Genomic DNA, 23,358 nt, shown 5'->3' with positions numbered 1-23,358 from the left:
GCACAGGAGTTGCCACAGGACGTGGCGAATTTATCCTGTGTTCCACTGTTAGTTAATCATTGGAAAAGAACCATTGATGGAAGTTTCGCTTTTCCCCGCATTAACAGGCTGTAAGGTATCGATGGAAATGAAGGTTTATGGGTATCGAATGAAAATTATAATGAAAAATATGGGTAAAAAACAGCCTGTAAATGCCCGAATGGCTTCGACGCATAGGATATGCTAGCACAGGAGTTGCCACAGGACGTGGCGAATTTATCCTGTGTTCCACTGTTAGTTAATCATTGGAAAAGAACCATTGATGGAAGTTTCGCTTTTCCCGTTTTAGTGTAAAATGATACAATGAACAAGGTTAAAAGAATATTGGAGGGTAATAACTCATGAAAACTAAACTTGGATTGCTTTATGGTGGAAAATCTGCGGAGCATGAGGTTTCTATGCAGACAGCTTTAGCGGTCATTAAAGCTCTCGATTTAGCAAAGTTTGATATATATCCGATTTACATAACAAAAGAAGGTTCGTGGATAAATGGACCGAAGTTAACAGGACCTGCTGAGAGTGTAGAGGCACTGACATTTTCGCCGGAAAAATCGAGCTCGCCTCTTGCCCTGCAAGCACATTCAACTGATGAAAATAGTGAGTCAACAGGGTATGACGTAATTTTCCCATTGCTTCACGGACCAAATGGAGAAGATGGAACCGTACAAGGGATGCTAGAACTATTGAATCTCCCTTATGTAGGCAATGGCGTTTTAGCTTCATCAGCTGGAATGGATAAGGTTATCATGAAAAACATTTTTGCCCAGGCAGGACTTCCTCAAGTCAAATACACTTGGTTCATTCGTTCTGAATGGGAGAAAAATACTGAAAGTGCCATTAAAAAGGTAGCGGATGATATTGGGTACCCTTGTTTTGTCAAACCTGCTAATTTAGGCTCGAGTGTCGGTATCAGCAAATGTAATGATGCTGATGAACTGGAAAAAGCGGTAGCGGAAGCTTTTCAATTCGATCGGAAGATCATCATTGAAGAAGGGGTCGTAGCTCGTGAGCTCGAGTTTGGCATTCTTGGTAATGATGATCCATCTTGTTCAGTGGCAGGCGAAATCATCCCTAAGAAAGATTTCGCGTTCTATGATTATTCAGCAAAATATGTTGACGGTAATTCAGCGATGGTCATTCCAGCGGAGATAGAGGAAAGCGAGTATGCAGCTTTATCTGAAATGGCCATTACTGCCTTCAAGTCATTGGACTGCTCTGGATTGGTTCGCGCTGATTTCTTCCTAACGAATGAGGGCCAAATCTATATAAATGAAGTGAATACAATGCCTGGGTTTACTCCTTTCAGCATGTTTCCATTATTGTGGAAGCACACAGGTGTCGACTATCCAGCGTTAATTGAAAAACTCGTGAAACTTGCCTTGGAACGTCATCAAGAAAAACAACAAATCAAATATACAGTTTGATCATGCAGGTAATGTCTCAGTAAACTTCACAATCCACCAAAAAAGTTTTGATGGATTCCAATCAGCAGGAGCCGGTGCGATTTAAACTGGTTTCTGCTTCATTTGGTTAATGGGTAGGAAAGAGCGGTTAACGGTTCAATGAATGTAGGAGGAACAAAATGATAAAGAGAACGTTAAAACAAGTATATGAAATGACAGGTGGATTGAATGATATCACTCCATTCCTGTCCAAAGGAATTCATGGGGTTACCATCGATTCAAGGATGGTTAAGGAAGGATGTTTATTCATTCCGCTTAAGGGTGGGCAAGTTGATGGCCATCAGTATGTCAAGCAAGCTTTAGCGCAAGGAGCGGCTGCTTCCCTTTGGCAAAGCGATGTGCCCAATCCACCTGAGGATTTACCGATAATCATTGTCGAAAATACTGAAAATGCACTGCAGCAATTAGCGCGTTCTTATCGTCAGCAGTTGAATATAAAAGTCATTGGGATAACAGGCAGCAACGGTAAAACAACGACGAAGGATATGACGGCTGCCCTGTTGGCCACTACTTATAAGGTTCATAAAACCAATGGGAACTTCAACAATCATTTGGGCTTACCACTCACGGTGCTTTCCATGGATGAAGATACTGAAGCAGCTGTTTTGGAAATGGGAATGAGCAGCCGCGGTGAAATTGAGTTTTTATCCAAGATTGCAAAACCGGATGTGGCCATCATTACCAATATTGGTGAATCACACTTATTGGATTTGGGATCACGTGAGGAAATTGCCAATGCGAAGCTGGAAATTGTTGAAGGTTTGGCGAAAGATGGAACGCTGATATATCATGGCGATGAGCCATTGCTTAGAAATCGTATAAAAACGGATTTCCCTGAATTAAATGTCATATCTTTTGGACGTACAGAACAAAATGATTTATTTCCACAGACCATCACCCAAGGGTCGGACAGTACCACATTTACAATTACATGTGGTGACAAGGAAATTAACTATGAGATACCCGTATTAGGCCATCATAATGTTCTTAATGCCTTGGCAGCCATATTGGCCGCTAAAGAATTCCATGTGGTTGATTCAGCGATCCATGAAGGTTTATCAACCATTCAGTTAACTAATATGAGGATGGAATTGGTCGAGGGTGCAAAAGGCCAGAAAATCATCAATGATGCATATAACGCCAGTCCAACCTCCGTTAAGGCTGCTGTCGAATTGATTGAAGGGTTATCTGGTTTCGAGAAAAAGATACTTGTGCTAGGAGATATGTTGGAGTTAGGATCGCAGGAAAATGACTTTCATTTGAAAATTGGTGAATTGATTTCTGGTGATCGTATTGATAAGGTCTTCACGTATGGGCCTTTAGCCGAGTTTATTGCCAAAGGAGCGAGCAAAACGTTTTCATCTGAGAATGTGCGTTCTTTTCAAGATAAGCAGGAGCTGATAGATGAACTGAAGACGTCTACACAGGCAAATGACATCATTCTTGTAAAAGCTTCTAGGGGCATGAAGCTGGAGGAAGTCGTTCAAGCCTTACAAAAGTAAAAAAGAATGAAAAAGGCCGACTCTTATTGAATCGGCCTTTTTCATCGTACCTAAAATAGTGTACATGCAATAATACTTATATCATCATTAATCTGCGAATGTCTCATCCTTGAAACCAATAACTTCTGTAGAAGGTCATGTGTATCAAGGTGGACATTATCGATAAATTCCCTCTCGATACTTTCAGATCGGTCTGCGGCTGAGGGACTGGGTGTTTTAGAAAGACCATCTGTATAGATGATGAAACGACTCCCTGGTTCATAATGCAATACTATTTTTTTTATGGACATTTCAGGAATGAGTCCTAAGGGGATAGCTCCCTCATTCAAATTGAGGAACCGATTGGTGCATGGGGAATACATAAAGGCTGGAGGATGTCCGCAGTTCACATATTCGATGAGTCTATCCTTTGTATTCACATTTGCTATGAAGGCTGTAAAGCAAGGAATGGTTTTATTTTCCCTATGCATTCCTTGGAAAAAATCCCCCATATGCTTGTTGAGTTCCTTTGTTATGAAAATTGGATCCTTTACCCGTTTGATAAGCTCAGGCATCAAAGTGCGTATGGACATGTTTATAAGAGCAGTATGAATGCCTTTTCCGCAGATATCGATCATGATGAAACTGTACTTCCCGTCATCGACCTCCGTCCAGTAAAATAAATCCCCTGACAGTTCACTAGATGGCTGAGAAAGACCCTTGACCTCTATATCTTTTTTTTTGATCGGCTTAGGTAAACCTAAATGTTGAAAGCTTTTTGCAATTCGCAGACTCCTTGCTGATTTCTTGCTGATCTTTTCAAGTTCTTGCCCATTCATTTTTGCTGTGAACAGTTGCATGCTGATGTTTTGGAGTGATTTTAATTTAATTCGCACCTCTACTGGATCGGCTGGGACCGCAATCGTTTCATAAAAGGTCCTTTTGGGTAATGCAGGAGGATTCTTCATATCGTTTGTTCGTTTGTAAATAAATAAGATAGGGATTTCATAAGATTCAGCTAAGGCGAACAACGCGGTTTGTTTCCAAGAATCTTTTGATATGTGTAAAGGTAAAATGAATAAGGATTGCATTAAGTCCGTTGAATTCCGGAAAAGATGGCTTTGATTGAGTGGATCCTCCAAAAAGATGACATTTTTGTTCGTTTTCCCTAATAGCAAACTAAACTCCCTGCATAAAGGAATATCAATCGTGTAAATATTCATACAACCCCCTTATTGTTTTGTTGATAGGTCCATCATACTGCATTTAGAACTATTTACTACCTTTTTTTCGTTAATTAATTGATTTTTCAATTTTTAATGATCTTAAATACCTGGATATATTAATGTGATCGGGGATAACCTTTTGTATCTATTGGATGATGGGGGAAATTCGGCATAAATATTGCGACGAGCCATTTTGGGAAAAGGATTGTGAAACTATTTGATTAAAACACATATCATGTATGTATAAGATGTTCGTTTAGAATATTCATTTAACATTTACATCTATTAGACTGCACCAATAAAGAATCGATTTATTTAAAAATGGATATAGTATCTACGGTAAACCTTTTGTTGAATCAGGTCTGTGTGCTTCTCTAAAGGGAAAGAAAAAGTCAAACTGAATCATTTCACCCTTCAATAAAATTACACATTTTGAATTAAAATGAACTTGCTATCTTCCTTACCGAACCGTAACAGCGCAGTGCATTCCCGTGGAGTTCGTATTTTAGAATCGATCTAAAGTTTTTAGTAACCATGAATGGGGCCATATCCTTTATTGCAATAACAGTTTGAAAATGGTAATATGAGTATGAGTTTAAATGTCTTATCATTGATGATTAATTTAATTAATCAGGTTGAGGCAACAAAATCGCATGTTCTTACATGTTTCATGAGTTCATTCTTGAGATTATTTTAGATTAAATAGGCCGCGCGTCTGGTCATATATAAAAGCTGCATCTCTTGGCGGCTTTAGTAGCTATTAGGGAATCAAGCCGCATATAAGCGCTTTTCCACTTCTGCAAATCCTCAACGCACCGGGCCTGTTTTGTATAAGAGTCTTGGCTCTCGTCAAGTTTTGTTCATACAGCTTTTTAAGTCTGTTGAATAATGTGCAGCAGCCCTCACCTGAATAAAACGGTGAAACACCCGTTTATGCTACTTTTAATTTTCCATATTGAATTTAATTTTGGTTACATGTACTTTTAAAAAGATGAGCGTATGTTAAAAATAAGTCTACACGTGCGCGAAGCTAAAAATGCCAGTGAATGCTTGTACTGGTATATTTCCTTTTTAAAAAATCATATTGAGTTCATTTGAACTAAAAGGCAGACATACTTTTAGGTGATAATGATAAACTTTTTCATAAGAGATAAAGTAGAACATCCGTCATGATGAGGATTTGAACTAAACATCTGTGCATGATTATTGAATGCACGTGTAAATTTACGATATAAAAAGGAGTACGAAAACATTGACATTGTTTAGCGAATTAGGATTAGATAGAACGTCTATGAAATCAATAGAAAAAATGGGATTTGAAGAAGCGAGCCCGATTCAATCCCAAACGATACCTCTAGCACTTGAAGGTAAAGATATCATCGGTCAAGCGCAAACAGGAACAGGTAAAACAGCAGCATTCGGTATTCCATTGATGGAAAACATTGATATTAATAACGAAAACGTGCAAGGAATCGTTATTGCACCTACACGTGAGCTTGCCATTCAAGTTTCTGAAGAACTTTTCAAACTTGGTTACGGAAAACGCGCTCGTGTATTAGCGGTTTATGGTGGACAAGATATCGATCGTCAAATCCGGGCTTTAAAGAAAAAACCACATATTATCGTTGGTACACCTGGTCGTCTTCTAGACCATATCAAACGTAAAAATATTAAATTAGGCGGAGTTCACACCGTAGTTCTTGATGAAGCGGATGAAATGCTTAACATGGGATTCATTGAGGATATCGAATCAATCCTTTCAACTGTTCCTGATGAAAGACAAACATTGCTTTTCTCAGCAACAATGCCTGATCCGATCCGTAAAATTGCTGAAAGATTCATGCATGAACCAGTCCTTGTGCGTGTAAAAGCAAAAGAAATGACAGTCGATCGTATCGAACAATATTACTTGGAACTTAAAGAAAGTGAAAAATTCGATACACTGGCACGCCTTTTTGATATTCAAACACCGGATCTTGCCATTGTCTTCGGACGTACGAAACGCCGTGTAGATGAATTGGCTTCTGCATTGAATATCCGCGGTTACATGGCTGAAGGCATACATGGTGACCTTAGCCAGGCAAAACGTCTTTCCGTATTGAAAAAGTTTAAAGACGGCAGCATAGATGTACTTGTTGCTACTGATGTTGCTGCACGTGGTCTTGATATTTCCGGCGTTACACACGTATACAACTTTGATATCCCTCAAGATCCTGAAAGCTACGTTCACCGTATTGGACGTACAGGACGTGCGGGTAAACATGGTATTGCGATTACGTTTGTAACACCAAGAGAAAGAGGCCAACTGCATGCGGTTGAACATACAACGAAAAAACGTATGGAGAAACTTAAAACTCCGACATTAACTGAAGCGTTGGAAGGTCAACAAAAAGCAGTAACGGAAAAAATTCTTACTTCAATCGAGAATGATGATTTATCATTATACCTTGGTCAAGCGGAAGAATTATTACAAAAACATAGCGCAGCGGATTTAGTTGCAGCCATGCTTAAATCAATGACAAAAGAACCGGATCAAACGCCAATCAAATTAACGGAAGAATCTCCATCTCCAATGCGCCGCAATCGCGGAGGAAGCAGTTCTTCTAATAACAGACAGCGCAATGGCCGCAGTTCTTCAGGCAGAAAAGATTACGGTAGCAGTTCAAGTAAACGCCCAAGCACGAACCGTAAATCGAATGGTTACGGAAACCGTAGCACAAGCCAAAAAAGAGAAAAGTCAAATAAAATTTAACTAAAATTAGAGATGCCGCTCATTTGAGCGGCATTTTTTATGTACTTCTTCATATTGAATTGGTTTCCATATGACTAGGCGGTTATTGCAAGGACATTGTGTGAAAAGTGGGTTAATTCCTGGCATTTAGTTATAGTATAATGGATGAAAGCGAAGGATGGATGGTGGAGATTCATTCAAATATATACCTATGCAGAAGAGGAGAAGCTCATGGTACCTGAAAATCGTATCTCGAATAAGGCCTTGACCGTATGGAAAATCAGTGGACTTATAGGCTGTGCCATAACATGGATTATAAGCATTGCCGTACTCGTGCTATCAATCATTTTTGATTGGACATATTGGTTTTTTGGAGCGTTGATCATCATTTCGGTAATCCAAGTCTACTTGACCATCTTTCTGATGCCTTCGGTAAAATGGAAAAGATGGCGTTACGAAGTAAGGAATACGGAAATTGATATCCAAAGTGGTATTTTCGTCATTAAAAGAACACTCATACCCATGATTAGGGTTCAGCATGTTGAAACGAAGCAAGGACCTTTGTTAAGAAAATATGATTTAGCATCCGTTGAGATTTCCACTGCAGCAACCGTGCATGTGATACCTGCACTGGACCTTGCAGAGGCAGATGAATTGCGTCACTATATTTCCAGAATGGCGAGTGTGGAGGAAGAAGATGTCTGAACCTAAAAGGCTCCACCCCATAGCTGTGTTGCTCAACATTATTAAATCGATCAAGGAATTAGTTATCCCTTTTTTATTAGTAATCGTTATTCCTGGGAAGAATGAAGGGATTCCTGGATGGATTCAACCATTAGTCATTGCCATTATTGTACTATTACTTATTGTTCATGCATTCATTCAATGGTTACGCTTTACATATCGGATGGAGGACGGTGAATTTAGAATTGAGTCCGGAGTATTTGTAAGGAAGAAGCGGTATATAAAGTTCGATCGGATCCATAGTATAGATATTTCAGAGGGCATCATCCAGCGGCTATTCAGGCTGGTGAAGTTGAATATTGAAACGGCAGGCGGGGCGCAGGCCGATGCTGTATTATCAGCAATAAGAAAAAGTGAAGCCGAGCGAATCAATACTTTTATAAGCGAGGAAAAAAACAAAAAAACGAATGGCCCTATTGAAAGGGAGATAGAGGCAGGTGCTGGAAACGAAGAATCGGCAAATTCGTCCTCCGTTTTTAAGCAGACATTGCCGCAATTATTCGTTATGGCTGCCACTTCAGGTGCGGTAGGTGTTTTTTTATCCGGCGGAATCGCTTTTATATCTCAGTTTGATGAGATCATTCCTTTTGATCGGATTTTTAAGGATTATGAAAATTTTATTGGGATGGGAACCGTTATTCTTACTGTGTTTGCCATATTGGGCTTGTTAGTGGTTTATGTACTGGCCACATTAAGTATGGTCATTAAATATGCTTCATTTACCGTGTTAAAAACGGATGAGGAACTCATTATTTCCAGAGGGCTTCTTGAGAAGAGACAGCTGACTATCCCCATCCATAAAATACAAGGTATTCGGATCATGGAGAATTTCGTTCGGAAGCCAATGGGCTTGGCGACGGTTTATCTTGAATATGCGGGTGGAAGTATGGAAGATAAAGAGAGCTTATCCATCATGCTGTTCCCCTTGATCAAGAAGAAACATTTACATGGGAAAATCCAGGAAATTTTACCGGTTTATCAAACAAGCACGGAGATTAATTCATTACCTAGGCGTGCTTTTTCCAGATACGTTTCCCGGGGGGTTCTCTACATTGTCCCGGTAATCGGTGTCTCGGTTTGGCTTTTCAAACCTTGGGGCTTTCTTTCCCTGTTGCTTGTGCCGTTGGCAGGCTTTTGGGCTTACATACGATATAGAGATGCAGGGTGGAGTATAGAAGGGGATTTGTTGCTATTGAGCAGTTGTTTTTTCTCTAAGCAAACTTTGATCATGCAGAGAAGCAGGATTCAATCAATCACATATAAAAAGAGCTGGTTTCAGAACCGTAAAGAATTGGCTACGATTTCTGCTTCGATTAAATCTGGAGTCACCTCCCGGGTCGGCGTGGTTGTGGATGTGGAAGAGAAAGATTGCCTAATAATTAAATCATGGTATTTACCCAAAAAAGCAGCCGACTCCCGATGATTGAATGGAATGAGTCGGCTGTTTGTCCTACCATTTTTTTCTCCAGTATAATGGGGCTGTTAAAACGCCGGTTGCAAGACCGGCCAAGTGACCGACGACGTTGATTTGAGGTTGAATGAAGGTCATGATGATGGCGATGCCGGTCAGTGTATAGACCGTATTTCTTTCGTTGTTGGTGAAATTACTTTTATTAAACAGGACAAGGTAAAGAAAGAAACCGAGTAAACCAAAAATTGCACCGCTAGCACCTACGTGGTTATATGTCAGGGGAAGAAATAAGAATGTCGCGATATTCGCAAGGATTCCGGTCGATAAAAAGAAGATCGAAAATTTAACGGATCCAAGAAATTTTTCTAAGGTTGGACCAAAGATGGCAAGTGAGAATCCATTAAACAGTAAATGTGTAAAGGTGCTATGTAGAAAGATGGGGGTGATCAGGCGCCACCATTGTCCATCAGCGATGTATAAATTTACACCTGTGCCATAATAAAAAAGTACATTGCCGGGAAATATGGGGAAAAGCACGAGAACGAAAACAATCATCATAATGAAAATGAGCACAGTCACGGCCCGATAGGAAGTGGCGTATTGCCGGAAACTTTCTGTTCTAGTAAACATATATTCCTCCTTATCATCGGTTTTTAATGCAATATTATCATTTATAGATAAATGGGTCCTCCTAATACTATGCAGCATATTAATTTAATAGAAGAGGTGTCAAAGTGATTAAAGGTATAGGCGTGGACATTACTGAGTTGGATAGAATGGAAAAACTGATTAAACGGCAACCCCGTTTAAAGGAACGTATACTAACTGAAAATGAAACCTCGATTTTCGAAAAGTTAAATGGAAGAAGGAAGATTGAGTATTTTGCTGGGCGTTTTGCAGCAAAGGAGGCTTTTTCAAAAGCATACGGTACAGGTATCGGTAAGCATTTATCCTTTTTGGATATCGAAATCAGTTCGGATGAAAAAGGAAAGCCAATGATATCAAAGCCATTTTCTGAAGGGGTCCATCTTTCGATAAGCCACAGCAGGGATTATGCGGTTGCTCAGGTCGTAATTGAAAGGGTGAATTGAGTTTTGTCCAATCGGGTCATAAACCTTAAGGTTGTCTCATATACATTTAGTGCTATAGGGAGACAAGGCCCGGTAAAAGGTACATGGCAGAGTAGGTGCTCTCGAAAAGTTTTTAGCCGGATCGAAGTGGTCCGCGTCTAATATACTGAGGAATTCTTGACATCAGTCGAGCCAATGTCCGGATCCTGCCTTTTCCTCTCCCTTTTACGTTCAAATGACAAAAAGGGGTTGAAAAGATGAAGAAGATGTTAATGCTTTTTGCAGGGATCATGCTCTTGCTTGCTCTTTCTGCTTGCGGCCAAAAATCACAGGGTGACGTAGTAAGTGAATTGAATGAGAAGCTTGGCGAAATGAAAGGATATAAAGCTAATGCGAAGATGACACTAAAGATGGGGACTGAACCTCAAGTGTATAATGTGGAGATTTGGCATAAGGACCCTTCTTTTTACCGCGTAAATCTTAAAAATGAAGAGAAAGATCAAAGCCAGATGATTTTGAAAAATGATGATGGTGTGTATGTATTGACGCCTGCTTTGAATAAGAGCTTTAAATTTCAAAGTGAGTGGCCGGAAAACAGCAGTCAGGCATATTTGTTCGAGTCGTTGGTGAAAGATATTACGGAGGATAAAAGTGCGACATTTAAAGAAACGGATAAGCATTATGTCTTTGAAACGAAAACACGCTACCAAAACAATAAAATGTTGCCTTATCAAGAGATTACTATAAACAAAAAAGATTTATCTCCAGTAAGTGTAAAAGTCATGGATCCTGATAAAACAGCATTAGTCCTAGTTGAATTTTCAAAGGTGAAATTCGATACGACTTTCGATAAAGATTCATTTGATATGAAGAAAAACATGACAAGTGCACAACTTGAAGCGCCTGTTATGGCAGAAGTCCAAAATGAAGGGTTTGCCGTTAAATACCCCGAAAATATTGGAGATATGAATTTAACGGAAGAAAAAGAAATTACGACGGATAAGGGAGATCGTGTCGTTTTGACATATGAGGGTACAAAAAGTTTTACATTAGTTCAGGAAAAAGCTGAGGTTGTCCAAACTTCCGTTTCAACGAATGTGAATGGAGAGCCTGTTGATTTGGGTTATACAGTAGGAGCCATGACAGGAAATACGATTGCATGGACTTTTGAAGGTGTGGATTATATGCTTGCATCAAAGGACTTGTCACAGGAAGAGATGATAGCAGTCGCCCGTTCCGTTGGGGGAGATCCAGTCAAATAGGAATACATAACAAGCTGATGTTTCCCGTCTCCTTATGAAGGTTTCTTCTTGGAAGGTTAGGCGGGGAAGCGGCTTGTTATCTTTTGAAATCCTTTCATTTGATCTGTTTCGGCACCTTGTGAAATTATAGATAAATCAGGATCAATGGTGAAAAAAGCACTTTATCTTTCTATCCGTTGGTTATAGAATGGTCGTATAATGGAAAGCAAACTTCCCTACTTGGAAGAATCTTATTGTGAATGTGAGAAAGAAGGAAATTGGCTTGGAGACGAAATTTCATCGAGATACGTGGGCAGAAGTAAATTTGGATAATATTTATGAAAATATCTCATCTATGAAAAAAAGACTAAAAACTGGAGTTAGTCTTTTTGCTGTCGTGAAAGCGAATGCTTATGGGCACGGGGACTATGAAGTGGCTAACACTGCGCTTGAAGCAGGTGCCGATTTTTTAAGTGTTGCTTTTTTAGATGAGGCTCTGGCTTTGCGGAAAAAAGGAATATTGGCACCAATTCTTGTTCTGGGGGCATCAAGGCCTGAAAGTGCAGCACTAGCTGCCGGGCAAGGGATTTCCTTGACGGTTTTCGATCTAGACTGGTTAGAGAAGGCAAAGGTAATGCTAGAACCAGGACAAGTTCTGCAAGTTCATGTAAAAGTGGATAGCGGTATGGGGAGAATTGGCATTCGTGATAAAGATCAACTCATGAAAGTGGAAAGTCTGCTTAAACAGGAAACGTGTTTTAACTTTCAGGGAATATTCACTCATTTCGCTACGGCAGATGAAATTAAAACCGACCTTTATGAAAAGCAGCTTGCTGTATTTAAAGGAATGCTTTCCATATTGACTGGAAGGCCAGAATATATTCATGCCGCCAATAGTGCAGCATCTTTAAGGTTTGCCGATCCTGAATGGAATGCAATAAGAATGGGGATTTCCATGTATGGTTTAAGTCCTTCTATGGAAATGCTGCCGATATTGCCATTTCCATTAAAACAAGCGATATCATTGAAGACGAAGGTGGTCGCGATTAAGCAGCTTGTTAAGGGTGATAGCGTTAGTTATGGAGCAACTTATACGGCTGAAGGTAATGAATGGATTGGAACTTTGCCAATTGGTTATGCTGACGGCTGGATTCGTAAGCTGCAAGGTCAGGAAGTTCTTGTAAATGGAATTAGAGTGCCGATCGTTGGCAGGATTTGCATGGATCAATGCATGATCAAGCTACCTGGACCTATCCCTGTAGGGACAGAGGTAACCCTGATAGGAAATGATGGAAATGAATCCATTACCGTAGATGAGATAGCGGCGAAAATGGGAACAATCAATTATGAGGTAACGTGCATGATAGGAGCAAGAGTCCCCCGCACCTATATAAAAGACCATCGGTTGAATCATGTACGTAACTTTATCTTGGAATGACAGGATTGTAAAAAAATCCTAGGATTGTGAATAAGATTTCCTTTATTATGCTGATAATAGGATTGAGAATAGAATATACTCTTTGCAGATAGGCATTTTAATGGTAATATTGAAAAGGATATATAATAAAGGTGTGTAGTGATGGTGGAGGTGTATGTTTGTGTCTGAATCCAGCGCAACAAGAGAGATATTAATTCGATTACCTCAAAATTTTTTAACAGAGTTAGATGGGTATGCGAGTGAAGAAAATGTAAATCGCAGTGAATTTATTTATCGTGCCACAAAAATGTATCTTCGCGAACGTAAAAAGAAAGAGTTTCGTGAATCGATGAAACGCGGTTATATTGAAATGGCGGCCATTAATTTAACGATTGCTTCTGAAGCCTTTCAGGCTGAATTTGAGGCTGGTCATTGCGTTGAACGATTAGTTAGCGGAGGCTGAGCCATTGATTGTTGTTAAGCGTGGTGACGTATACTTCGCAGACCTTTCCCCGGTAGTTGGTTCAGAGCAGGGAGGAACCCGTCCGGTACTAATTTTACAAAACGATATCGGTAATCGCTTTAGTCCGACTGTGATCGTGGCAGCCATTACAGCTCAAATTCAAAAAGCGAAATTGCCAACACATGTTGAGATTAATGCAAAAAAGTACGGATTCGAACGAGATTCCGTCATTTTATTGGAACAGATCCGGACAATTGATAAGCAGCGTTTAACTGATAAAATTACGCATCTTGACGAACCTATGATGCAAAAAGTCAATGAAGCTTTGCAAATCAGCTTAGGTCTCATTGAGTTTTAGAGAAAAGTTTTCCCGCTAATCCGGGCGTTATTATAATACAAATCATTCTTGATGTTTTTTAGATGGCACGATTCCTGCAACTTGGGAATCGTGTTTTTTTTTTGAATAACATGCCGAAAATAACGTGACTCTGATGGCCAATCCTTATGATCATATAAAATGAGGATTGAAAGGATTCATTATGTATGTGCGTACAAACCTTTACAGCAGGAAATATAAAAAATTTGACGAATAAAAAAGTATACAATTCGATAGTAAATGAAATACTCATTTGTTTTTTATAGTATTTTCCTAACTTTTCTTTAAATGATGTTTTTCTTACCCGAATTTCGGGTAAAGCGTTAGGATGTTAATACTGAAAGAACAGCAAAGGTATAGTGGGGAGACCCAGAAAACCTAAATGGAAATAACATTACAGTTGGATAACATCCACGTGACGAGAACTGGAAAACTTGGCAATTGTGTTAGAATGGGAGGATATTATGAATCAATTGGTTTACGATTTTATTAAGCAAAATCAAGATTACATCCTGAATGAGTGGATGGATATCATGAAGGAAAGTACAGACGAAAGATTAATCAAGGTTGTCTCCGATCGAATGTTCACGCAAACAAGCACTGAATTTATAGATATGATCATCGCGAATGTTGATAGTAAAAACAAGGAATTCACATTGAAGCTTTCGGATTTTGCCGAGAAAGTCGTCCAATTGGGGTGGCCTCTTACATTCGTCAATGAAGGACTTCATAAATTCACGTTAATCGTCATCAATGGGATGGTGGAAAAAGGTCTGGTGACACCTGATAATCAAGTCAATCTTGTTAACCACCTGGATAAATGGGCCACACCGATAAATAATGAAATAGTCAATATATATACCCAAATCTGGGAAAGAACGGTCTCTATGCAGAAAATAGCCCTGCAAGAGCTTTCAGCACCGCTCATTCCTGTATTGGAAGGCATTACGGTCATGCCGCTGATCGGTACAATTGACACAGAACGTGCTAAACAGATTATGGAAAACCTATTGACTGGGGTGGTAAAGCATAGGTCTGAAGTGGTTCTTATTGATATAACGGGTGTACCCGTGGTAGATACAATGGTCGCCCACCATATCATTCAGGCAGCAGAAGCGGTCCGTTTAGTGGGTGCAAAATGCATACTCTGCGGCATACGCCCTGAAATTGCACAAACCATCGTTAATCTTGGAATTAATTTAAATGAAGTGATTACAAAAAATACGTTAAAAAAAGGAATAGAAGTTGCGTTGGAATTAACGAGCCGTAAGATCGTAAAGGTGGAGGGGTAAGTATGAGGATTCCGATATTAAAGCTTTATGACTGCTTGTTAGTCTCTATACAATGGGAATTGGATGATATGACGGCCCTTCAATTTCAGGAGGATTTACTGCATAAGATTCATGAAACAAGCGCGAATGGCGTTGTCATAGATATTACCTCGATAGATTTTATAGATTCTTTTATCGCAAAGGTATTAGGCGATGTGTTCAGTATGTCTAAGCTTATGGGGGCAAAGGTTGTAATTACGGGGATCCAGCCGGCTGTTGCAATAACATTAATTGAACTGGGAATTAGTCTCGATGATGTTCTGACAGCATTAGATTTAGAGAAAGGCCTGGAGAAATTACAACAGGAACTGGGGGATTAAAGAATGGAGTTCCAATCCTGCGTAAAAATAATAAATGAATGGGACATTGTTGCTGCAAGGCAGCTCGGAAGAAATGTCGCTAAAGAGTTGGGATTCGGCACTGTCGACCAGGCAAGGATCACAACGGCTATAAGCGAATTGGCCCGCAATATATATCTATATGCTGGACAAGGCAGTGTGAGCATAGAAAAACTAAATATAAATGGGAAGTCAGGATTGAAAATCATTGCAGAGGACCAAGGGCCGGGAATTGAGGATATCCGCAGAGTCATGGAAGATGGATATACCACTTCAGGTGGACTGGGAGCAGGCCTTCCTGGAGCCAAACGCTTAATGGATGACTTTGATATTGAATCAATGCCGGGTGAAGGGACTACGATCGTCGCTACGAAATGGCTCCGATAGGGGGGGACTATGGATATTAGGGAGAACATGGAGAAAAAGTATCATGAGGCGCTTTCTACTTATCTTAAAGACCAAAATGAGCAGGCACTCTACCAAGGGCAAAAGATTAGCCGCCTACATATTAAATACAACATATCTCCAGAAGAAATCATCAGTATGCATAAACATAACTTAATGGAACTTTACCCGGATTTACCGGGAAAAGTGTTGGATTCTTTCGATTTCCTGCTTGAAGTCATGATGGGTTATGGTATTGCCTACCGTGAACATCAAAGCCTTAGACATCAACAGCAGGAACTGAAAACGGAAATTGAAATCGCGGCAAGCGTTCAACATACTCTTTTAGAAACGGAAATCCCTGATATCAAAGCGCTTGAAATTGGGGCGATCAGCGTACCAGCCAGACAGATGAATGGAGATTATTATCACTTCGTCCAAGATGAAAATGAGCGTATCGGGGTAGGGATAGCTGATGTCATAGGGAAAGGGATTCCTGCGGCATTGTGCATGTCGATGATAAAATATGCGATGGATAGTCTACCTGAACATAGGCATGAACCGAATAGTGTGTTGGAGAGTTTGAACCGTGTTGTGGAACATAATGTGGATCCAAGTATGTTCATAACGATGTTCTATGGTTTATATGATCCGCATGACAGGCAATTCTCCTATGCTTCAGCTGGCCATGAACCGGGTTTTTACTATGATGCCGCCACTGGGACTTTTAGCGATTTGGACGCAAAAGGTTTGTTGCTCGGGGTTGATAAAAAAACAAGGTATCGCCAATATGAAAAAACGGTGAATCGTGGAGATATGATCATTTTGTTGTCGGATGGAGTAACGGAGTGCCGGACAAATGATGGGTTTATAGAAAGGGAAACACTTATTGGTTTCATTAAAAAGAATATGCATTTACAAGCCCAGGAAATGGTGAATAATATATTTAAGCAATTGGAGAAAATGCAGAACTTTCAACTTAGGGATGATTTTACATTAATTATTTTAAAATCAAAGGTTTAGCATTTTTCCCCCTGGGTATAGATATAGAAATGACGAGGATTTGAAGAGGTGGGTCAAGGATGAATATAACGGTAGATGTTAATGAATTAAATACTGAATTTATTGTAAAACTAAAAGGTGAAATTGATGCCTATACTGCACCGAAACTAAGGGAGTCACTATTTCCAATTTCAGAGCAGGAAAATGTTTCGATTACTATTGATTTAACTGAAGTTTCCTATATGGATAGCACCGGGCTTGGGGTATTTGTCGGTGCGTTTAAAAGCGTAAGGGCACATAATGGCGAGTTCACTTTAGTTGGCTTATCAGAAAGGTTACGACGTTTATTTGATATTACAGGTCTTGCAGATATCATTGATATAAAAAGTGGTTCAGAGGGTGGGTTAGAATGAGTCAAGTATATGATTACATCGAAATGAAAATACCTGCAAAACCAGAATTCATCGGTGTCGTTCGTTTAACGCTTTCTGGAATAGGAAGCCGGATGGGATTTGCGTATGAAGAAATCGAGGATTTGAAAATCGCAACCAGCGAGGCTTGTACAAATGCGGTACAGCATGCATATAAGGATTCTGAAAAAGGTGAAGTGAAAGTAAGTTTCGGGCTTTATCCTGACCGTTTAGAGGTCATGGTTTCTGATAGTGGTAAGAGCTGTAATTTCGAAGAGGTTCGTCAAGGACTTGGTCCGTACGAAAATGGCCAAAAAGTCGAACTTATGAGAGAAGGAGGCTTGGGTCTTTACCTCATTGAAACTCTGATGGATGATGTGAAAATTCATCAGCATGACGGGGTTACAGTTTTTATGACTAAGTTTTTAGAAGGAGAGCAGGTGGAGATGGATGCAAAAACAGTCTCAACCTAATCAGGCACAAAGAGAACAAGTAAACGAATGGATTAGAGCTTATCAGGAGAATCAAGATGATGAAGCGCAAAGTAATCTTGTCATCCATTATAAAAGTTTGGTTGAAACGATTTCCCGTAAGTACGCGAAAGGGAAATCGTTTCAGGAGGATATCTCGCAGGTCGGCATGATTGGTTTGTTAGGTGCCATCCGTCGATATGATGAATCATTCGGCAAAAGCTTTGAGGCCTTTGCGGTCCCTACAATAATCGGGGAAATCAAAAGATTCTTGCGCGACAAAACATGGAGTGTCCATGTGCCAAGGAGAATAAAAGAACTTGGTCCAAAAATCAGGATGACAGTCGAGGAATTGACGACCACTCTGCACCGTTCGCCAAGAATAGATGAAATAGCAGATAGTATAGGAGTGACTGAAGAAGAAGTTTTAGAGGCGATGGAAATGGGAAAAAGCTATCAAGCTTTATCTGTTGATCATTCTATTGAAGCGGATTCTGATGGCGGTACAGTCACATTGCTTGATATTTTCGGGAATGTAGATGAAGGTTTTGAAAGGGTCAATCAGCGCCTCGTACTTGAAAAGGTCCTGCATGTGTTGAGTGACCGTGAAAAGATGATCATTCAACATACCTATTTAGAAAATTTAAGCCAGAAAGAAGCAGGCGATAAACTGGGGATTTCCCAAATGCATGTTTCGAGACTTCAGCGCCGCGCGATCAAGAAACTTCAAGAAGCCATTAATGCTGAAAACTCGGAGTTAATTCAGTGATCAAAGGTATTCTGCGAGAAGAAAAAATAGAGGTCCTTGTCTCTCAATCCTCCAAAAACGGGATGGTATATTGCGGTGATGATTACTTTTTTCTTCATACGAAAGAATACTTTGTGTGCGTTTTGGCAGATGGGCTAGGCAGTGGGCAATTCGCTTATGAATCCTCACATGCAGTCATCGAGGAAGTTAAACGAAATCATGAGCTGGATGTCGAATCATTGATGGCCGCATGTAATCAAGTTTTAATCGATAAACGGGGGGCAGCCGTTTCCATTTTGAAAATATTTTATGAGAAGAATGAATTTGTATACAGCTCCGTGGGTAACATCCGCTTTTTCTTGTATAATCCAAGCGACGACAAACTCGTTTATCCTTTACCTGTTACAGGATATTTATCCGGCAGGAAACAGAAATACAAGACTCAAAGGTACAAATATGAACCAAATGCAAAATTCATTCTTCATTCCGATGGTTTAGAACTTAAGGGAGCTAAATCTTTTTTAAAAAGGCTGGTCCCCATCGATAAGAACGCTCAATGCATTTTAGAAAGCAGTCCAGCAACTGCAGATGATACAACTTTCATTTTAGGAAGCTTACTTTCGCTGTAATCCGGAAGTGAGCTTTTTTGTATGGAATTCGCAACTTCATCTCTCATTTGCTAGACTATACTTATCAGATTAAAAGGTTGGGGGTAAACGTAATGATCGATGTAGAAGATAAATTAAAGGATTTGGTTAAACAAATATCCAATGAGCTAACTTTAAAGAGTCATCAAGTTCAAAACGTCATACAGATGCTGCAAGAGGGCAACACGGTCCCTTTTATTGCCCGGTATAGAAAAGAAATGACGGGTTCACTAGATGAAGTTCAAATTCGGTCCATTATGGAAAGGTGGAACTATCTAGAAAACCTTGGTCAGAGGAAAGTGGAAGTTACGCGTTCGATTGGTGAACAGGGGAAATTGACGGAAGATTTAGCAAGGCAAATCGAGAAGGCGACAAAGCTGCAGGAAGTGGAGGATTTATACAGACCGTTCAAGCAAAAAAGGAGAACGAAAGCAACGGTAGCTAAGGAAAAGGGGTTAGAACCACTTGCTAATTGGCTTCTTGAATGTCAATTGCATGCCCGGGTTAGTGATAAAGCCGCAGAATACATATCGGCAGAAAAAGAAGTTCCTTCTATTGAAGAGGCCATTGCAGGAGCGCAGGATATAATAGCTGAACATATTTCCGATGATGCGGAATTAAGGAAGTGGATAAGGGCTGAAATCTTCAAAGCCGGGAAAGTAGTTTCGGTTGTGAAAAATGAAGAGAAAGACGAGAAAAAAATCTTCGAGATGTATTATGAATATGAGGAGCCGGTTCAAAAGATCGTCCCACATCGGGTCTTGGCGCTTAATAGAGGCGAAAAGGAGGAGGTTTTACGAATATCCATTTTGCCCCGTGCAGAAATCATCATTGGTTATCTGGAACGGAAAATCATTAAAAATACCAACTCTGAAGCTCAAGGTGTTCTTAAATCAGCGATTGAAGATGGACTCAAGCGTTTGATTTTGCCATCTGTAGAAAGGGAAATCAGGAAAGAGCTGACGGAAAAAGCTGAGGATCAAGCTATTCATATTTTCTCTGAAAACCTACGGAACCTGCTCTTGCAGCCTCCGCTTAAAGGGAAAGTGGTCCTAGCTCTAGATCCAGCATATCGGACTGGGTGTAAGTTGGCGGTCATTGATGAAACAGGAAAGGTACTGGATATCAGTGTCATCTATCCGCATCCTCCTGCTGCGAAGCTTAATGCTGCCCGCGAAAAAACTATCGATATACTTCAGCGATTCTCTGTTGAGATTGTGGCAATCGGCAACGGGACGGCATCACGTGAATCAGAACAATTCATTGCAGATATTTTAAAAGAAGTGAAAGGGAATATCTCTTATATCATTGTCAATGAAGCGGGAGCCAGTGTGTATTCTGCCTCGGATATTGCCCGTGAAGAGTTCCCCGATCTTCAAGTAGAACAGCGAAGCGCCGTATCGATAGGAAGAAGGCTTCAAGATCCCCTTGCGGAACTTGTAAAAATTGATCCCCAATCCGTGGGGGTGGGGCAGTATCAACATGACGTTTCCCAGAAAAAGCTATCGGAATCCCTCACATTTGTCGTGGAAACAGCTGTTAACCAAGTAGGAGTGAACGTTAATACCGCTTCATCATCTCTATTACAATATGTAGCTGGTTTATCAAAATCGGTTGCTCAAAATATCGTGAAGAAAAGGGAAGTGGAAGGGAAGTTTACAAGCAGGAAGCAATTAAAGAAGATTCCCCGACTTGGTGCCAAAACTTATGAACAATGCATAGGGTTCTTACGTATCATTAATGGAGATGAGCCTTTGGATCAAACCGCGATTCATCCAGAAAACTACGGTGCCGTGAATAAGTTGTTAAAGAAAATGGGATTCACCTCTGATGATCTGGGAAGTGAGGCACTGAATGCTGAGTTAGGTAAACTAAACCCCGCAGAATTAGTCAATGAATTGGAAATAGGGGAAATTACGATTAAAGATATTATAGATGATTTGATGAAACCGGGAAGAGACCCTCGGGATGAATTATCAAAACCTCTGCTTAAGCAAGATGTCCTAAAAATGGAGGATCTGCAAACTGGAATGGAATTACAAGGGACAGTGAGGAATGTTGTAGATTTCGGTGCGTTTGTGGACATCGGTGTTAAACAGGATGGCCTGGTGCATATTTCCAAACTAAGCAATCGATTTGTAAAACACCCATTGGATGTAGTTGCCGTTGGGGATGTAGTGACAGTCTGGGTCGAACTTGTCGACTCTCAAAAGCAAAGGGTTTCTTTAACGATGCTCGAGCCCAAGAATCAAAACTAGCTGGTCAAGCTCCTTCTATATCAGAAGGGGTTTTTTTGAGTGAAAAGTACTTATATATTTCCGCTCATCGTTGAATCTATAATCGAAGGCTTTCTTTTTTTTGATAAAAAAACCAACATTGATTCAACATCTTCACTTGATAATAATCCTTTTCATAAAAGGCTTTGCGAATTTGATTCTGGAACCAATTAGGCATAGCTTTCTCTCCCTTCGTTTCCTATTGTATTATTAGTCTATGTTATAATGGGTTGTCATGTTACCAAGGAAAGGGACGGGGAAATGGATAATCGGCAATTGCAAAAACTAGTCGAGGAAATTTCGTTGAAAGACTTCAATAAGACCTTTGAACACATAGCGAGTTTTAATCCGCGTCTCCGAACTACAGGAGGACGATACTTACTGCGTTCACATAATATTGAAATAAATAAGAAATATCTTGATGAAAGCGGACTGGAAGAAATGATTGGCATCATAAAGCATGAATTATGTCATTATCATCTGCACATCGAGAAGAAAGGGTATCAGCATCGTGATGCTGACTTTAGGCATTTGCTCAAAAAAGTGGGTGCCCCGAGATTTTGCAAGCCACTGCCATCAAACCAAGTGAAGAAAAAGATGAATACAATTCAATATAAATGTGAAGACTGTCAGCAGATATATTTAAGAAAAAAACGAATTGACACGACCCGTTTCGTTTGTGGTAAATGTCGAGGAACACTGATTTACCAAGGGTTTATGGAGGAAAAAACAAAAATATAAAAAAACACAAAAGAACGCTTGACTTTAGGTTGTAACCTCTTTATAATCATAAGAGTCGACAAGATAACAACTTGTTCTTCACGACAAACACTTAGGTCCTTGAGCATGAAAAAGGAACCCAATTTTCATTATTCCGCAGTAGCTCAGTGGTAGAGCATTCGGCTGTTAACCGAACGGTCGTAGGTTCGAGTCCTACCTGCGGAGCCATTTTTTTTGGGGAAGTACTCAAGAGGCTGAAGAGGCGCCCCTGCTAAGGGTGTAGGTCGCGTAAGCGGCGCGAGGGTTCAAATCCCTCCTTCTCCGCCAGTTACATATTTTATCTAGGCCCATTGGTCAAGCGGTTAAGACACCGCCCTTTCACGGCGGTAACACGGGTTCGAATCCCGTATGGGTCACTTTCTTTTATATAGTCATTACTGGTCCCGTGGTGTAGCGGTTAACATGCCTGCCTGTCACGCAGGAGATCGCGGGTTCGATTCCCGTCGGGACCGCCATTATTTTTTTAAAAAATACTTGATAAAATAAAATTATGGTGATATAATATTAACCTGGCTGTTAATTAACTTTTAATCATTGGGCTATAGCCAAGCGGTAAGGCAACGGATTTTGATTCCGTCATGCGAAGGTTCGATCCCTTCTAGCCCAGCCATTTTTATTTAGAGCCATTAGCTCAGTTGGTAGAGCATCTGACTTTTAATCAGAGGGTCGAAGGTTCGAATCCTTCATGGCTCACCATTTTTATGCGGGTGTGGCGGAATTGGCAGACGCACCAGACTTAGGATCTGGCGCCGCAAGGCGTGGGGGTTCAAGTCCCTTCACCCGCACTGATAATTTTCTTCTTGACAACAAGAAGAAAAGGTGTTAAACTTACAAAGTCGCTTTCGCGGTCGTGGCGGAATGGCAGACGCGCTAGGTTGAGGGCCTAGTGGGGGAAACCCCGTGGAGGTTCAAATCCTCTCGGCCGCACCAATAACATCATAGAAATTAGCGCCCGTAGCTCAATTGGATAGAGCATCTGACTACGAATCAGAAGGTTGTAGGTTCGACTCCCGCCGGGCGCACCATATTTTACGGGAAGTAGCTCAGCTTGGTAGAGCACTTGGTTTGGGACCAAGGGGTCGCAGGTTCGAATCCTGTCTTCCCGACCATTCTTTCTGAAAATACTTTTAAAATTAAATGCGGGTGTAGTTTAGTGGTAAAACCTCAGCCTTCCAAGCTGATGATGAGAGTTCGATTCTCTTCACCCGCTCCATTATTGCTCTTTGAAAACTGAACAAAACAAAGCGCCAACGTTAAATTTTAAGTGAGCACACACTATTAAAAAAGCAAATGAGCAAGTCAAACATTTC

General features: G+C 40.4%; 23 protein-coding genes and 11 tRNA genes. 31 read left to right on the top strand and 3 right to left on the bottom strand.

The window, feature by feature from the left end; translation table 11 throughout:
• Positions 1-380 precede the first annotated feature (380 nt).
• A complete protein-coding gene (locus ACQKMH_RS27315) occupies positions 381-1,463 on the top strand; it encodes a D-alanine--D-alanine ligase (protein WP_427590387.1) in 1,083 nt (360 codons plus the stop codon).
• Positions 1,464-1,621: 158 nt separating this feature from the next.
• Positions 1,622-3,004, top strand: coding sequence for a UDP-N-acetylmuramoyl-tripeptide--D-alanyl-D-alanine ligase (locus ACQKMH_RS27310; protein ID WP_427590386.1), 1,383 nt, complete (start codon positions 1,622-1,624; stop codon positions 3,002-3,004).
• Positions 3,005-3,054: 50 nt separating this feature from the next.
• On the opposite strand, the gene ACQKMH_RS27305 is transcribed toward ACQKMH_RS27310, so the two are convergent.
• Positions 3,055-4,206, bottom strand: coding sequence for a PP2C family protein-serine/threonine phosphatase (locus ACQKMH_RS27305; protein WP_427590385.1), 1,152 nt, complete (start codon positions 4,204-4,206; stop codon positions 3,055-3,057).
• A 1,255-nt stretch (positions 4,207-5,461) separates the two neighbouring features.
• Between ACQKMH_RS27305 and ACQKMH_RS27300 the strand changes: the two genes are divergently transcribed.
• From ACQKMH_RS27300 to ACQKMH_RS27290, 3 genes are all read left to right on the top strand, one after another.
• A complete protein-coding gene (locus ACQKMH_RS27300) occupies positions 5,462-6,961 on the top strand; it encodes a DEAD/DEAH box helicase (protein ID WP_427590384.1) in 1,500 nt (499 codons plus the stop codon).
• Positions 6,962-7,171: 210 nt separating this feature from the next.
• Complete coding sequence (locus tag ACQKMH_RS27295; RefSeq protein ID WP_427590383.1) at positions 7,172-7,645, top strand: PH domain-containing protein; 474 nt, start codon at positions 7,172-7,174, stop codon at positions 7,643-7,645.
• The gene (locus tag ACQKMH_RS27290; RefSeq protein ID WP_427590382.1) at positions 7,638-9,107 is read left to right on the top strand and encodes a PH domain-containing protein; all 1,470 of its coding nucleotides are present in this window, start codon (positions 7,638-7,640) and stop codon (positions 9,105-9,107) included. The genes ACQKMH_RS27295 and ACQKMH_RS27290 overlap by 8 nt, the downstream gene beginning before the upstream one ends.
• Before the next feature lie 27 nt (positions 9,108-9,134).
• Here the strand turns inward: ACQKMH_RS27290 and ACQKMH_RS27285 are convergent, their stop codons facing one another.
• The gene (locus ACQKMH_RS27285; RefSeq protein WP_427590381.1) at positions 9,135-9,725 is read right to left on the bottom strand and encodes a rhomboid family intramembrane serine protease; all 591 of its coding nucleotides are present in this window, start codon (positions 9,723-9,725) and stop codon (positions 9,135-9,137) included.
• A gap of 104 nt (positions 9,726-9,829) precedes the next feature.
• Here ACQKMH_RS27285 and acpS point away from each other — a divergent pair, with 104 nt between their 5' ends.
• The 14 genes from acpS to ACQKMH_RS27215 all read left to right on the top strand — a co-directional run bounded on the left by acpS (position 9,830) and on the right by ACQKMH_RS27215 (position 21,250).
• Positions 9,830-10,186 (top strand): holo-ACP synthase, encoded by a 357-nt coding sequence (gene acpS / locus ACQKMH_RS27280; protein WP_427590380.1) that lies wholly within the window; start codon positions 9,830-9,832, stop codon positions 10,184-10,186.
• A gap of 236 nt (positions 10,187-10,422) precedes the next feature.
• Positions 10,423-11,427, top strand: coding sequence for a LolA family protein (locus ACQKMH_RS27275; RefSeq protein WP_427590379.1), 1,005 nt, complete (start codon positions 10,423-10,425; stop codon positions 11,425-11,427).
• 262 nt (positions 11,428-11,689) lie between these two features.
• Positions 11,690-12,844 (top strand): alanine racemase, encoded by a 1,155-nt coding sequence (alr, locus tag ACQKMH_RS27270; protein WP_427590378.1) that lies wholly within the window; start codon positions 11,690-11,692, stop codon positions 12,842-12,844.
• A gap of 160 nt (positions 12,845-13,004) precedes the next feature.
• Positions 13,005-13,286, top strand: coding sequence for a CopG family ribbon-helix-helix protein (locus tag ACQKMH_RS27265; protein WP_034306380.1), 282 nt, complete (start codon positions 13,005-13,007; stop codon positions 13,284-13,286).
• 7 nt (positions 13,287-13,293) lie between these two features.
• Positions 13,294-13,644: a type II toxin-antitoxin system PemK/MazF family toxin gene (locus ACQKMH_RS27260; RefSeq protein WP_034306610.1), complete on the top strand. Its 351-nt coding sequence runs from the start codon at positions 13,294-13,296 to the stop codon at positions 13,642-13,644.
• A 482-nt stretch (positions 13,645-14,126) separates the two neighbouring features.
• Positions 14,127-14,954: an RsbT co-antagonist protein RsbRA gene (locus ACQKMH_RS27255; protein ID WP_427590377.1), complete on the top strand. Its 828-nt coding sequence runs from the start codon at positions 14,127-14,129 to the stop codon at positions 14,952-14,954.
• 2 nt (positions 14,955-14,956) lie between these two features.
• Positions 14,957-15,313 (top strand): STAS domain-containing protein, encoded by a 357-nt coding sequence (locus ACQKMH_RS27250; RefSeq protein WP_034306376.1) that lies wholly within the window; start codon positions 14,957-14,959, stop codon positions 15,311-15,313.
• 3 nt (positions 15,314-15,316) lie between these two features.
• Complete coding sequence (locus ACQKMH_RS27245) at positions 15,317-15,718, top strand: anti-sigma regulatory factor (protein WP_427590376.1); 402 nt, start codon at positions 15,317-15,319, stop codon at positions 15,716-15,718.
• Positions 15,719-15,727: 9 nt separating this feature from the next.
• Positions 15,728-16,738 carry a PP2C family protein-serine/threonine phosphatase gene (locus ACQKMH_RS27240; protein WP_427590375.1) on the top strand — a complete coding sequence of 337 codons (1,011 nt, stop codon included), beginning with the start codon at positions 15,728-15,730 and terminating at the stop codon, positions 16,736-16,738.
• A gap of 59 nt (positions 16,739-16,797) precedes the next feature.
• Positions 16,798-17,130 carry an anti-sigma factor antagonist gene (locus tag ACQKMH_RS27235; protein WP_427590374.1) on the top strand — a complete coding sequence of 111 codons (333 nt, stop codon included), beginning with the start codon at positions 16,798-16,800 and terminating at the stop codon, positions 17,128-17,130.
• Entirely contained in the window at positions 17,127-17,600 is a 474-nt protein-coding gene (gene rsbW, locus ACQKMH_RS27230) for an anti-sigma B factor RsbW (RefSeq protein ID WP_230162410.1), read from the top strand. The genes ACQKMH_RS27235 and rsbW overlap by 4 nt, the downstream gene beginning before the upstream one ends.
• Positions 17,578-18,366 (top strand): RNA polymerase sigma factor SigB, encoded by a 789-nt coding sequence (gene sigB, locus ACQKMH_RS27225; RefSeq protein ID WP_427590373.1) that lies wholly within the window; start codon positions 17,578-17,580, stop codon positions 18,364-18,366. The genes rsbW and sigB overlap by 23 nt, the downstream gene beginning before the upstream one ends.
• Positions 18,363-18,974, top strand: a complete 612-nt coding sequence (locus ACQKMH_RS27220) for a PP2C family serine/threonine-protein phosphatase (protein WP_427590372.1) — start codon at positions 18,363-18,365, stop codon at positions 18,972-18,974. Before sigB ends, ACQKMH_RS27220 begins: the two co-directional genes overlap by 4 nt.
• A 92-nt stretch (positions 18,975-19,066) precedes the next feature.
• Positions 19,067-21,250, top strand: coding sequence for a Tex family protein (locus ACQKMH_RS27215; protein WP_427590371.1), 2,184 nt, complete (start codon positions 19,067-19,069; stop codon positions 21,248-21,250).
• 76 nt (positions 21,251-21,326) lie between these two features.
• Here the strand turns inward: ACQKMH_RS27215 and cmpA are convergent, their stop codons facing one another.
• The gene (gene cmpA, locus ACQKMH_RS27210) at positions 21,327-21,446 is read right to left on the bottom strand and encodes a cortex morphogenetic protein CmpA (protein WP_089364909.1); all 120 of its coding nucleotides are present in this window, start codon (positions 21,444-21,446) and stop codon (positions 21,327-21,329) included.
• An 83-nt stretch (positions 21,447-21,529) separates the two neighbouring features.
• Here cmpA and ACQKMH_RS27205 point away from each other — a divergent pair, with 83 nt between their 5' ends.
• The 12 genes from ACQKMH_RS27205 to ACQKMH_RS27150 all read left to right on the top strand — a co-directional run bounded on the left by ACQKMH_RS27205 (position 21,530) and on the right by ACQKMH_RS27150 (position 23,261).
• A complete protein-coding gene (locus ACQKMH_RS27205; protein WP_427590370.1) occupies positions 21,530-22,009 on the top strand; it encodes a SprT family protein in 480 nt (159 codons plus the stop codon).
• 132 nt (positions 22,010-22,141) lie between these two features.
• A tRNA-Asn gene (locus ACQKMH_RS27200) sits at positions 22,142-22,216 on the top strand.
• Positions 22,217-22,224: 8 nt separating this feature from the next.
• A tRNA-Ser gene (locus ACQKMH_RS27195) sits at positions 22,225-22,315 on the top strand.
• Between the two features lie 17 nt (positions 22,316-22,332).
• A tRNA-Glu gene (locus ACQKMH_RS27190) sits at positions 22,333-22,404 on the top strand.
• A gap of 23 nt (positions 22,405-22,427) precedes the next feature.
• Positions 22,428-22,503: transfer RNA gene (locus ACQKMH_RS27185), tRNA-Asp, on the top strand.
• A gap of 80 nt (positions 22,504-22,583) precedes the next feature.
• Positions 22,584-22,658, top strand: a tRNA-Gln gene (locus ACQKMH_RS27180).
• Between the two features lie 10 nt (positions 22,659-22,668).
• Positions 22,669-22,744: transfer RNA gene (locus tag ACQKMH_RS27175), tRNA-Lys, on the top strand.
• A gap of 7 nt (positions 22,745-22,751) precedes the next feature.
• A tRNA-Leu gene (locus ACQKMH_RS27170) sits at positions 22,752-22,833 on the top strand.
• 59 nt (positions 22,834-22,892) lie between these two features.
• Positions 22,893-22,978 (top strand) — tRNA-Leu (locus ACQKMH_RS27165).
• A gap of 18 nt (positions 22,979-22,996) precedes the next feature.
• Positions 22,997-23,073, top strand: a tRNA-Arg gene (locus tag ACQKMH_RS27160).
• Between the two features lie 7 nt (positions 23,074-23,080).
• Positions 23,081-23,157 (top strand) — tRNA-Pro (locus ACQKMH_RS27155).
• Between the two features lie 30 nt (positions 23,158-23,187).
• Positions 23,188-23,261: transfer RNA gene (locus ACQKMH_RS27150), tRNA-Gly, on the top strand.
• Positions 23,262-23,358: the final 97 nt, after the last annotated feature.

It is taken from the genome of Peribacillus sp. NPDC097895 (assembly GCF_050277555.1).
In the GTDB taxonomy this organism is placed as follows: Bacteria; Bacillota; Bacilli; order Bacillales; family DSM-1321; genus Peribacillus.
This window is presented reverse-complemented; position numbering and strand designations above follow the sequence as displayed.